This is a genomic window from Marinilabilia salmonicolor, assembly GCF_003003035.1.
In the GTDB taxonomy this organism is placed as follows: domain Bacteria; phylum Bacteroidota; class Bacteroidia; order Bacteroidales; family Marinilabiliaceae; genus Marinilabilia; species Marinilabilia salmonicolor_A.
The window spans coordinates 301,747-313,672 of the sequence record NZ_PVTS01000002.1; the positions used below are offsets into that span (position 1 = coordinate 301,747).

Here is an 11,926-nt window from a genome sequence, read left to right on the forward strand (position 1 = left end):
TTCCAGATTAGTCGGTTGCTTTGTATTGATTTTAAATTATTAAGCCATGTCTCCAGCATTCATTTTAAAAAACGGAAGAATATTCGACGGACGTTCCTTTCTGTCACCCGGTTTTTCTATCGTGGTGAGGCCTCCGCACATCCTGGCCATAACCCCTCATCCCCCATCTCATTTGCCCTCCATCGATCTTCAGGGAAAAGTGATTGCCCCGGGGTTCATCGACTTACAGGTAAATGGGGGCGGAGGGAAATACACTTCCCTGGAACCATCTGAAAAGTCTTTCCGGCAAATCCTCAATTCCCATCTCCGGGAAGGAACCACCTCCATGCTGCTAACCATTATTACTTCTGCGGATGAAACCCGCCGGCAGGCCATAAGCAGCATGCAGACAATCATGGAGAAAAACCAATCTCTTCTTGCCGGAGCTCATCTGGAAGGTCCCTTTCTCAATCCATCAAAAAAAGGAGCTCACCATGAACCATGGCTGCAACTTCCTACCCCCGATCTCCTCAAGCAGGTATCCGAAGAAGGCGGTGACACCATTAAAGTCATAACCGTTTCTCCGGAACTGTTCACTTCAGGTAACCTGGACATTCTTTTGGACACTGGCTGGGTACTATCGGCCGGACACACCACCGCCTCCTACGAAAGTGCTGTGTCCTTCTTCGATCATGGCGGCCTTATGGCAACACATCTCTTCAATACCATGCCGTCACTTAAAGGAAGAGAGCCGGGAATTGTCACGGCCATCTTTGAGCATCAGGGAGCCAAAGCAGGGATTATTGCCGACGGGCACCATGTTCATCCAGCTGCCATTCGGCTGGCACAAAAAGTGATGGGAGATCGTTTATTTCTGGTTTCTGATGCCACGTTCCTCGGGCAGAAAGACGGTGAAGTTCACTTTGGTCCTGCCACTTTCCGCATGAAAGACGGAATCTGTTACAATCAGGACGGCAAACTGGCAGGCTCCTCAATATCAATGAGTCGCGCAGTTCAATACTGCATTACAAAAGCAGGAATATCAGAAACAGATGCTTTACGAATGGCCACGTACACCCCCGCATCAATTCTGAAAGCCACAGATCACATTGGAAACCTGCGCAAAGGAGTACTGGCCAATATGGTCGTTTTGGGTGAGACCTGGGAAATTGAAAAGGTTTATTATGAAGGCGAACCGGTGGAATAGGCAATTCTCACTGATGACAAAAAAGGGATATTTATCACATCCGAAAAGAATTGAATTGAGAGCCTCAAAAATGGCGGATCAGAATCCGCCACACCTGTTCCTCCCTTCTGTTTTATGAGATAGTCAGCACTAAAAACCAACCGGCTTTACTTACAAGGAATACATAATGTTGTTGTTTTACTAAAAGATTGAAAGTCTTTAAGCAATCGCCTGGAGCGTTGCCCTGAGCTATTGCTATCAGGCTTTCAGTCTGCTTACAACATCCCTGTCTTATTACTTAGCAAGATTAAAACAGACCATTGATTTTGCTGTCAACCTTATCAATGACAGCACTCAAATTGCTTCTGTCCTTGATGAAGTCGTTGTTGTCCACATCCACAATCAATAAATTGCTCTCTCTGTAGTTTTTGATCCACCCTTCGTAACGCTCATTCAGCCGGCGCAAATAATCCAGGCGGATTGATGACTCATATTCCCTCCCCCGCATTTCTATCTGACGAACCAGCGTGGGGACAGACGCCCGGAGATAAATAAGCAAATCAGGAGGAGCAATCAAACTGCTCATCAGATTAAACAAACCGGTATAATTTTCATAATCCCTCGGACTCATCAGTCCCATATCGAAGAGATTGGCTGCAAAAATCACCGAATCTTCATAGATTGTCCGATCCTGAATAACACTGGTATTGCCTTCCCGTATTTTCACAATCTGAGAAAAGCGACTCTTCAAAAAATAGACCTGAAGATTAAAGGACCATCGCCGCATATCATTGTAAAAATCTGCCAGATAAGGATTGTCTTCCACATCCTCGTAATGAATATCCCATCCATAATGACGACCAAGTAAACCGGCAAGTGTTGTTTTTCCGGAACCAATATTTCCGGCTATTGCAATATGCATCTGAATTATTTTTTATGAAAGGTACTATTTAGTGTTTGTCCATAAAGTACCATTTACTGCGTTACGCTTGCCCGAAAATTACTCATTTACTCAAGTAAACTGCTTATTTTCGGGCTTCGCAAGCCCCCGAAGAAAAATCGGGGCAGGCTTTGTAACTGGCACTTTCTTGACAAACACATGACCAGAACCAAATTTTGCTTAGTTTATAGACGGGTACTAAATAGAGTCCGTCTATAAACTAAGCGTTTTTCAAGTGTTTGAACTAGAAAGTTCAAATTCAAGGCGTGTGAAAAATCTAAACCGCAGAATACTAATGTATTTGAGGATTTAGATTTTGAGCAACAACGCAGAAGTTGGACTTTATAGACAAACACTATTTATTCATCTTCAACAGATCATCAAGATAATCCCGGTTATTGGACAGTCGTGGCACCTTATTTTGACCACCCAGCTTGTTGCGCGATTTCATCCAGTCGAAAAACAAGCCTTCCCGTGCTACCACCAAATCAGGAGGATCTAAAGTAATGCCTTTATATCTTTTAGCCTCATAATCACTGTTTACATCCTGCAACCCCTGATCAAGCGTATCCCGGAATTTCTCCGTCGAATCCGGTGCTTTTTCAAATTCAATAATCCACTGATGGGCTCCTTTACTTCCGGTACTCATATATAACGGACCGGCAGTAAATTCCTTAATAACTGCCCCTGTGGCTGCGCAGGCAGCATCCAAAGCCTTGGTGGCATTGTCAATGATAACCTCCTCTCCAAAAGCATTGATAAAGTGCTTGGTACGTCCGGAAATAATAAACTTAAAGGGATACCGGTGAGTGAAACGCACCGTATCGCCGATCATGTAACGCCACAATCCACCATTGGTACTGATTATGATGGCATAGTCCTTATTCAGCTCCACCTCATCGAGGGTCAGTGCTTTGGGATGAGCTTTCCCCACCTCTCCCATCGGAACAAACTCAAAAAACACCCCATAATCAAGCATGAGCAACATGGATGAAGACTTCGGATCGTCCTGAATACCGAAAAACCCCTCCGATGCATTGTAGGTCTCCATATAATGCATCTTATCGGTAGGGATCAGCTCCTTGTACTGTTGCCTGTAGGGAGTAAAATTAATACCACCATGAATAAAAAGCTCCAGATTGGGCCAAATGTCCAACAAGTTCTTTTTTCCTGTTGTATGAAGAATATGCTTGATCAGCACCAGAAACCAGGACGGAACTCCGGCAAGGGAAGTCACATTCTCCTTAGTGGTGATTTCAGTCATTTTCTCCAGCTTCTCTTCCCACTCTTCCATGAGGGCAACATCGGGACCGGGAGTTTTCAGAAACTGGGTCCAAAAGGGCAGGTTTTCTATTAGTATGGCGGATAAGTCGCCATAATAGGAATCATTACTGAAATTATTAATCTGATGGCTTCCCCCCAAAGTCAGGGTCTTGCCTGTAAAAACCTCATTATTCGGATAATTGTCGTTGTACAAGACCAATACATCGCGGCCCCCTCTGAAATGGCAGGACTCCAGGGCAGATTTGGTTACCGGAATGAACTTACTTTTTGAGGAGGTAGTCCCGGAAGATTTGGCGAACCAGCGCGTTACGCCCGGCCATAAAACATCCTTCTCTCCCTTCTTCAAGCGTTCCACATAAGGTTCGAAACCTTCGTACCCCTGAACCGGCACACGCTCCTGAAACTGATGAATACTCCGGATATCTGTAAAGCCATGTTCCTTCCCCCACTCTGTATCCCGGGCTTGTTCAATGAGAGAAAAAAAGACCGATTCCTGCACTTCCATGGGCGCTTTTCGAAAAAGATCGATCTGCGACAACCGTCTGGCATTGAACAGTCCAACAATGCTGGGTATAATTGGCATAAAAATGTCTGTTTTTTGTTTAGATTGTAAATATAAATAATTTTGCTCCAATCAATCAACCACATCCATCAACACAAACCATAAACTATGAGTTATTTCGATATTATCGTGGGGATCCTGCTTATCCTGGCGGGACTCAAAGGGCTCAAAAACGGTCTGGTCAAAGAGCTCGCCGGCCTCACAGCTCTGATTCTGGGAATCATATTAGCCGTTCAGCTTTCTGATTTTACAGCCAGTCTGCTTTCCGGATTTTTCCAATCTGACCACATGCCTGTAATCGCTTTTCTGGTCACTTTTATTGTCGTTGTAGTCGGGGTGCACCTCATTGCTCAACTGCTTCACACTCTTATCAACGCCGTTGCACTGGGAATATTCAACCGAATTCTGGGTCTGGCCTTTGGTATCCTCAAGGCCGGCTTCTTCATCAGCATCTTACTGCTTGGTCTGCAGGTTTTCGGGTTGGAAAACTCCGTTGTAACGCCCAAAGAACAACAACGGTCCAAACTCTACCCGCCGGTAAAAAGTGCCGCTCCTTTTATTTTCGATCTTTTTGAAAAAGATCTGGATGAGTTTTTCCGTCCCGATAAAGACAATGGGCAAAGCCCTGTGACAGTTTAACCTGATCAGGCAAAACAGGTTCATTTATTATTTGTATTTTTGCCGATTCTAAAGCAAAATCTATAATTCCGGATACAGAAAATTTTATAAATATGAATTTCGTAGAAGAACTGAAATGGCGCGGTATGATTCACGACATCATGCCAGGAACAGAAGAACAACTGGAAAAAGAAATGACCTCAGCTTATGTGGGTATTGATCCCACAGCCGATTCTTTGCACATCGGACACCTTGTAGGAGTCATGATGTTGCGCCACTTTCAGGCCGCAGGCCATCAGCCAATTGTGCTTCTCGGTGGAGCTACCGGAATGATTGGTGATCCTTCCATGAAATCTCAGGAAAGAAATCTGCTTGATGAAGAGACTCTCCGACATAATCAGGCCTGCCTGAAAGAACAATTAGCCAGCTTTCTTGACTTTGAGACCAACGAGCCCAACAAAGCCCTGATGGTCAACAACTATGACTGGATGAAGGAATTCTCTTTTTTGGAGTTCATCCGCGACATTGGTAAACACATCACTGTCAACTACATGATGTCCAAAGACTCCGTGAAGAAACGTCTGGGCAGTGAATCTCGTGAAGGGCTCTCATTTACCGAGTTTACCTACCAGCTGGTTCAGGGATATGATTTCCTGCATCTTTACAACCAAAAAGGCTGTAAATTACAAATGGGCGGTTCCGATCAGTGGGGAAACATCACGACAGGTACAGAACTTATCCGCAGAAAAACAGGAGGCGAGGCGTTTGCCCTTACCTGTCCGCTGATTACCAAAGCCGACGGAGGAAAATTTGGTAAAACGGAATCCGGGAATGTTTGGCTAGACCCCGAACGCACCAGTCCTTATGCCTTTTATCAGTTCTGGCTGAATACCTCAGATACCGACGCGGAAAAATACATCAAAATCTTCACACTCCTTTCTAAAGAAGAAGTTGAAGCCCTGGTTGCTGAACATCAGGAAGCCCCTCACATGCGCAAACTACAGAAGCGACTGGCCGAAATCGTAACCGAACTGGTACACGGCAAAGAAGCTCTGGAAACTGCCATTGAAGCATCACAGATTCTTTTCGGGAAAGCAGTTACCAATACGCTTCGAAAACTGGACGAAAAAACGCTTTTGGCGGTATTTGACGGAGTTCCAACTTTCAACATCAGCAAAAATGAACTAACCGCCGGCATCGGTATCATGGATTTGGTAGCTGAAAAAACCCAGGCATTGCCCAGTAAGGGCGAGGCTCGCCGAACCATCAAAGGTGGAGGTTTGGGACTCAATAAAGAGAAAGTAACATCCGACGATCTGGTTGTCACCACCGACGACCTGCTCAACGAAAAGTACCTACTGATACAAAAGGGGAAGAAAAACTATTTTCTCATCATAGCCGAATAAATCCGGATACCATGAAGGAAATGTGGAGTCATTTGGGCGGGTTTGGAAAACTACTGGTCACTGTACTGTTGGTCTTTACCAGCTTTATGGTCTTTTCCCTGATTGCACTGCTGGCAGCACTTCCTTTCTCGGATGGACTTTCGTTGCTCAGCGGTCCGCAAGCACCACTGTCAACCGGGATGCTTCGCTATTTCCAGATTGTACAAAGTATATCTGTATTTATCATCCCGTCATTGCTGGCGGGATTGCTTTTTTGGGGGCATCTTACCCGCGGAATCGGGTTCACTCAGCCCCGTGCAGTGTCAATCATATTCAGCCTGCTCATTATTGTGGCTTCACAACCACTGGTAAGCTACCTTGGCATCTGGAACAGCTCCATGCAATTACCGGACATGCTCCGGGGACTTGAGCAATGGATGGCCCGGTCGGAAGAAAATGCGGCAGATTTTATTTTTCAGATACTGGACACGGACGATCCGGCCATTCTATTACTGAATATTCTGATGATTGCCATTCTCCCGGCACTGGGTGAAGAGATGCTTTTCAGGGGTGTTTTACAACCCATTTTTGGAGAGTGGTTCCGAAACAATCATTTAGCAATACTGGTAACAGCTTTTCTTTTCAGCGCCATACACCTGCAATTTTTCACTTTTATGCCCCGGTTTTTCCTTGGTCTGGCATTGGGATATTTAATGGTTTGGAGCAGGAACCTGTGGTACCCGATCGCAGGGCATTTTGCCAACAACTTTCTGTCTTTGGTGATCTTTTATTTCTACCGGCACACACATCCTGAAATCAATCCAATGGAGCCCGACGCTGAAATGCTGTCACCGGTGTGGCTTCTGCCATCAATAATACTGCTGTTTTGGCTTTCCTGGTCATTTTTCCGGAAGGAAAATTCACTTAAATCCTGATATAAGAGCACAAAAAAACGTCCACCGAAATTCCGGGGACGTTTTTTATCGATTTGGCGGATTTTTCTATACAGTCATAATATCCTTCTCTTTCTTCTCAAGCAGGTCATCTACTTTCTTCGTAAAGTTATCCGTTAGTTTCTGAACCTGATCTTCGGCATCTTTTTCCATATCTTCAGGCAGGCCGTCTTTCTTCAATTTTTTCAGATCATTCATAACATCACGACGCGCGTTTCGGATACTGATGCGGGCTTCTTCACCCTCCTTTTTCACCTGCTTAACAAGTCCCTGACGACGTTCTTCGGTGAGAGGCGGAATATTTATACGAACCAACTCACCATTGTTATCCGGATTAAGCCCTAAATTGGCATTCATGATGGCCTTTTCTATGGGGCCGATCATACCGCGCTCCCAGGGCTGAACAGCAATGGTCCGGGGATCCGGTGTGTTAACACTGGCCACCTGCTGCAAAGGTGTCATGGAACCGTAATAATCAACCATTATTCCATCCAGCATTTTGGGGTTTGCTTTACCTGCACGGACTTTACCCAGTTCCCGGTCCAGATGGTCGATGGCTTTTTGCATATTTTCTTCTGCGCTTTCCAGCAAAATTTGAACATCATCTTCCATGATTATAAAAGTATTGGTTGGTAAAAAATTAATTTCTTATTCTTTAATTGTCAACAAAAATATAAAACTTTGGAACATTACGAAACAACAGACACTTTATCAGTCAGGGAAATCTGCTGTTTGTGCCCTGGATAAGCCACTACTCCGATGTAGCCACAAATACCTATATCAGAACAAATTACTTTTCCAAAAACTGCTTTGCCACTTCCAGCGAAGCCTCGGGAACTTCGAGAAAAGAAGCATGACCACAACCGGTGAAATGGCAGTGAGCCATCTGGGGATATTCCAACAAAAGAGTTTTGTAATAATCTGCCGGCATAAACGGATCATCACTTCCGGTAATCAATAAAACATCTTGCATTTTTTGTTTCATCAACTCCCCATAATCCGATCGGTTCATTATGGCCTCAAGGGTTTTTATCATTCCTTCGGCGGGACACCTGTCAGCTTCGGCTTTCAGTTTCCGCCCCATATCCGCAAGACGCTCTCTGTTTTCGGGTGCAAACATCGAAGGACCCACACTTTTTATCAACAAAGACTTTCTGCCTTTCCGAATTAATTCTATTTGCCTTTTGCGTCGTTCAATCTGAACGGGACTATCCGTCATTGGCGTGGAATGCAACAAAACAACCTTGCCAATTCGCCGGGGATAGAGAAGTGCCATTTCCAGGGCAAGATATCCCCCCATGGAATGCCCAATAATATGGACGAGTCCGTTGGATGCTTGATGCTGACCTATAACATCCATCAAATGCGCAGCCCAGTGAGGGAACATTTCCCCAGCCTCCCAGGCAGGTGTGCTTCCATGTCCAGGCAAGTCCGGAATATACAATGATCCGTTCAGGGCCATTTTTTCAGCCCAGGGAAGCCAGACGCCGCCATTTTCCAGAAAACCATGCAGAAACAAAAAAGCGGACTCTGTCTTTTCTGCCCTGTGGTATAAATGCATCGTATAATCCATTACGGCAAAAATAACGAAATAAACTTTCTCCAGGGATTATTCACTTTTGCCATGACTTGCCACCAAGATGATAAGGTCACTAATTAGTGACTGTCTGTAAACTAAGTAAAACTTCTCAAGTTCGCTGTGTCGGTCCAGAAGGTTTCGTTTACAAGGCTTGCCATTAGCGGAAATGCGGAGTTTACTAAAGTAAATGAGTAATTTCCGCTAATGGCGTAACGTAGTAAACGGGACTTTATGGACGGACACTAATTACAAGGTGGATGGACAAAAAAAGACTCATGGAATGCAAAGAGGAGACAACCCTTTATCCAGGCGTCTTTGCACTCCGATGAGCCTCTGTATATGATTCCTGAGAAATCCAATCCTTAACGCGAAACTATCAGTTCCGGTTTTTTAGAGCGTGCTTTCACAATCCCGAATTCGGAACTGAATTTCTCAATGTATTCCATAAACAATGGGATTCTTCTCACTGTATAACCACAGTCATTCTTGAATGGAACACACCGGATTTCTGTAAACACCGACCCTTTTTCAGTAACAACAATCACCTTTATGGGAACTTCCATCTCTTTTCCCGAATTGGATGATAAAGTAAGATAATTACCGGAAGTTTTATATTCAAAGACTTCACCCTGCACACGAACTTCACCTTCAGTTTCCGGCTTAAGTCCATGTCCGTCAACCGACCAATTGACTGAAGAAACAACGGCATCTCCATCCACCGAAGCCCGAAAATGACCAGTTTTACTTTTTCTTTCCGGAACCCTTCTTTCCAGCCAATCCCCAACTGCTTTATGGTAATCCAAAAATTGCTTATCGAGTGTTAATGCTTCACCATAAAGAGGTTCTAATTTAGCATCAACTGCTGGTATCGCGCTTTTTAAAGCTACCTGCAGGCCCTGCTTTTCATCAACACGCTCGCTTCTGATTGCTTCAACTTTATCAATTAAATCCAGTGACTTGTCATCAAATTCCAGCTGTACCTTTTCCCTAAAGTGACTGTTTAGTTCAGCGGCAGAGGTATAGTTAATTTCAGCCACCTCAAAATTCGCCCATGCAGGCCGGCATCTGAAAGACCCGACAATGCGCACCGTTGACGACTCCATTTGATAAGTACGATAACGAATGTAATAATTCGAATCATCCACATGATATATCTGAAAAAGACTCAGACACCCATCAGAAGTTTTTGCCCCAAATACTCTTCGGGAACAAACATACTTATCTTCAATCCATGGCAGCGGAAAATCTACATATACCGCAACCTGATCAAAAGGAACCTCATTAACCTCTCCATATGTCAACCGATACAGATGAAATCTTCTGGCTTTTGAAAAATCAGGCAACCTGCCGGCACCAAGTGATGTTCCACAAAGGGTTTTCATCTTTCGCCCCACATGAGTGCCCTCTAATTGAAATTCAGCTCCGCTAAAGTTGCTGCTTTTCACAATTCCGTTATCCAAATCCAGGAAATAACCATTTCGAAGGGTCAGATTGCCTTCCGATTTAACTTCTGCATATTCCTCCGGAAACAAGTCATAGGTAATCGTCAGGTCATCAATAAAGGCCCGGTCAAGTACATTTCCCACACCAACCAGAGGAACTGTTACTCCTGCCCCTCCGATTGCATCCGTTACCTGGCCAGCAATATTACTTACTGTGGATTCTATCACAGATTGGGCAATCCACAATATCAAAGGAATCAATATGGCACCCACAATTGATGAAATGACTCCAATCAGGATACCGCCAAGAGCTCCCAGGATTCCACCTGCAAGATAACAATACCAGGGAATATCCACGTCAATATCAGGATCATCAGTCTCGAAACGAACTCTCAATTCACCCGCCTGAATGGATACAAAAATACGGGCCCCTATCTCCCCTGAAGCCTCGTAACAAGTGCCTGATTTCTTAACCTTCCCGGAAACTTGTATATTATCATCACCGGGGGCAATATCAAGTTCGGTAAGTTTTACTCCATCTTTTATTGTGTGACTTCCGCGGAAACGACAATTGCTAAACGCCCCTTCGGAAAGACCAATGGATTCTTCTATCCTGGGCCCTATATTCCGGCACAGCCAGTCAAAATTAATCGCGACTGCGGCACCAGCTCCTTCTCTGGCAAAGGCACTGTTAAAGGCTCCAAGGTTGCCTGCTGTCCCTCCTCCAAAAGTAAGCATCACACCTAACGCATCTCCATCCTCATCTGTGGAATCATCAATAATCTTCAAATCAGCTCTGGTTATATCAAGCGTATCTGAAGAAGATCGATTCACCGGAATAGGAATCAGTGGAATGGAATGCTCCTTAAGCCTATTTGCCACAAAAGTATTGACCAGCCCTATCGATGTGCCGTCAATAGATAATTCACAAACAAACAGATGATCCTTGAAATCTATTTGAACCAGATCCATGTCTTCATCAGAGCGATCAACCACCATCCCCGCAACAATTCTAAGCTGTCCTGTATTTTCTTCTCCAAATTCGAGCGATGCTATTAATTCCACGGGGTTTTCCGCAGAAGCCGGAACATCCGGCGGTCGGTTAAAGTTGGTTGCAAGATCAAACCTCTCAAGAATATAAGAGTCGGGGAATAAACTACCAAGAAAACCTTCATTATCGAAGATGCCGGAGACAAGATTATTGATGGTCGCTGTACTTACTTCAATAACCATGTCAAATCCATGTGTTTGACTTCCTGCCATAGCACTATTATTTTATGTTAATCCTAATTTTGGGAACAAGCCTCTGCCCGTTGGGCATCATAAAATCCTCTACAGGCAATATTTCCTGCAGTCTGAACCCTTTCATTTTCCTTTCCAAAAAAGGAGATACCTTGATTTTATGCTTTTCCAAAAAAGCCCCGGGATCTTGCACAAAAAGCTCTTTCTCCTTTGGATTCCGAAGCTTGGCGGTAATTATCTTTTCATGCTCCATCAACTCATTCAGTTGCTCCTGAATTCCTGGGGAAAACTTCTCAAAACCAACTGCATCAATCAGATCTGGTCTTTTGAAAGTTATCTTCCGGGCTTTTAAACCAGGAATCGTAGTTCTTTTTGTTTCTTTTGGAGCTTTAGCGGGATTGTCCACACTTTTTCCGGATTTCTTTTCCTGTTTTTTCATCAGTATATAATTTATCTAAGTTATTGGTCTGATGGAACTCGCATGTAAGGAATTTATACATTGTCTTTTGTGACATCCCTTGCCATGCTCGTTTCATAGACACATAATTTTAATTCAACACAATCACGGACTCTCTTACAACTGTTTAGTAGTAGGATCACAACTGTTTTATTCGTTTAAAATTTTGTATTTGCCTGATAAAAAACTAATTAAAAAATTGAGCACGAATGAAACCGCTTCGCTGTCGCATTATATTTTTTAAAACATATTCTCTTGTGATATTTATGCTTAAACAAGTGTTTTTGATAAAATGCAGA

Annotated in this window: 10 protein-coding genes; 4 read left to right on the top strand and 6 right to left on the bottom strand. The window is 44.0% G+C overall.

Annotation, left to right across the window (positions count from 1 at the left end; translation table 11 throughout):
• The first annotated feature begins 46 nt into the window (after nucleotides 1–46).
• On the top strand, nucleotides 47–1,186 hold the full coding sequence (gene nagA, locus BY457_RS02880; RefSeq protein ID WP_106151819.1) for an N-acetylglucosamine-6-phosphate deacetylase: 1,140 nt from the start codon (nucleotides 47–49) through the stop codon (nucleotides 1,184–1,186).
• Nucleotides 1,187–1,472: 286 nt separating this feature from the next.
• Here the strand turns inward: nagA and BY457_RS02885 are convergent, their stop codons facing one another.
• Together BY457_RS02885 and BY457_RS02890 are read right to left on the bottom strand one after the other, a co-directional pair.
• Entirely contained in the window at nucleotides 1,473–2,087 is a 615-nt protein-coding gene (locus BY457_RS02885) for a deoxynucleoside kinase (protein ID WP_106151820.1), read from the bottom strand.
• Nucleotides 2,088–2,460: 373 nt separating this feature from the next.
• A complete protein-coding gene (locus BY457_RS02890) occupies nucleotides 2,461–3,972 on the bottom strand; it encodes a GH3 auxin-responsive promoter family protein (RefSeq protein WP_106151821.1) in 1,512 nt (503 codons plus the stop codon).
• Between the two features lie 87 nt (nucleotides 3,973–4,059).
• On the opposite strand from BY457_RS02890, the gene BY457_RS02895 reads away from it, so the two are divergent.
• The 3 genes from BY457_RS02895 (at nucleotide 4,060) to BY457_RS02905 (ending at nucleotide 6,889) form a co-directional block, all read left to right on the top strand.
• Complete coding sequence (locus BY457_RS02895; RefSeq protein WP_106151822.1) at nucleotides 4,060–4,590, top strand: CvpA family protein; 531 nt, start codon at nucleotides 4,060–4,062, stop codon at nucleotides 4,588–4,590.
• Nucleotides 4,591–4,682: 92 nt separating this feature from the next.
• Nucleotides 4,683–5,975 carry a tyrosine--tRNA ligase gene (tyrS, locus tag BY457_RS02900; protein ID WP_106151823.1) on the top strand — a complete coding sequence of 431 codons (1,293 nt, stop codon included), beginning with the start codon at nucleotides 4,683–4,685 and terminating at the stop codon, nucleotides 5,973–5,975.
• Nucleotides 5,976–5,986: 11 nt separating this feature from the next.
• The gene (locus BY457_RS02905; RefSeq protein WP_106151824.1) at nucleotides 5,987–6,889 is read left to right on the top strand and encodes a CPBP family intramembrane glutamic endopeptidase; all 903 of its coding nucleotides are present in this window, start codon (nucleotides 5,987–5,989) and stop codon (nucleotides 6,887–6,889) included.
• 66 nt (nucleotides 6,890–6,955) lie between these two features.
• On the opposite strand, the gene frr is transcribed toward BY457_RS02905, so the two are convergent.
• The 4 genes from frr to BY457_RS02925 form a co-directional block, all read right to left on the bottom strand.
• Complete coding sequence (frr, locus tag BY457_RS02910) at nucleotides 6,956–7,519, bottom strand: ribosome recycling factor (RefSeq protein WP_106151825.1); 564 nt, start codon at nucleotides 7,517–7,519, stop codon at nucleotides 6,956–6,958.
• 178 nt (nucleotides 7,520–7,697) lie between these two features.
• Nucleotides 7,698–8,480: an alpha/beta fold hydrolase gene (locus BY457_RS02915; RefSeq protein ID WP_106151826.1), complete on the bottom strand. Its 783-nt coding sequence runs from the start codon at nucleotides 8,478–8,480 to the stop codon at nucleotides 7,698–7,700.
• A 368-nt stretch (nucleotides 8,481–8,848) separates the two neighbouring features.
• Entirely contained in the window at nucleotides 8,849–11,191 is a 2,343-nt protein-coding gene (locus BY457_RS02920; protein ID WP_106151827.1) for a hypothetical protein, read from the bottom strand.
• Nucleotides 11,192–11,198: 7 nt separating this feature from the next.
• Complete coding sequence (locus BY457_RS02925) at nucleotides 11,199–11,609, bottom strand: hypothetical protein (RefSeq protein ID WP_106151828.1); 411 nt, start codon at nucleotides 11,607–11,609, stop codon at nucleotides 11,199–11,201.
• Between the last annotated feature and the right edge of the window lie 317 nt (nucleotides 11,610–11,926).

Coding starts and splice junctions, on each gene's coding strand:
- tyrS (WP_106151823.1), top strand. CDS start 4,683: ATGAATTTCGTAGAAGAACTGAAATGGCGCGGTATGATTCACGACATC.
- BY457_RS02885 (WP_106151820.1), bottom strand. CDS start 2,087: ATGCATATTGCAATAGCCGGAAATATTGGTTCCGGAAAAACAACACTT.
- nagA (WP_106151819.1), top strand. CDS start 47: ATGTCTCCAGCATTCATTTTAAAAAACGGAAGAATATTCGACGGACGT.
- BY457_RS02925 (WP_106151828.1), bottom strand. CDS start 11,609: ATGAAAAAACAGGAAAAGAAATCCGGAAAAAGTGTGGACAATCCCGCT.
- BY457_RS02915 (WP_106151826.1), bottom strand. CDS start 8,480: ATGGATTATACGATGCATTTATACCACAGGGCAGAAAAGACAGAGTCC.
- BY457_RS02895 (WP_106151822.1), top strand. CDS start 4,060: ATGAGTTATTTCGATATTATCGTGGGGATCCTGCTTATCCTGGCGGGA.
- BY457_RS02905 (WP_106151824.1), top strand. CDS start 5,987: ATGAAGGAAATGTGGAGTCATTTGGGCGGGTTTGGAAAACTACTGGTC.
- BY457_RS02890 (WP_106151821.1), bottom strand. CDS start 3,972: ATGCCAATTATACCCAGCATTGTTGGACTGTTCAATGCCAGACGGTTG.
- frr (WP_106151825.1), bottom strand. CDS start 7,519: ATGGAAGATGATGTTCAAATTTTGCTGGAAAGCGCAGAAGAAAATATG.
- BY457_RS02920 (WP_106151827.1), bottom strand. CDS start 11,191: ATGGCAGGAAGTCAAACACATGGATTTGACATGGTTATTGAAGTAAGT.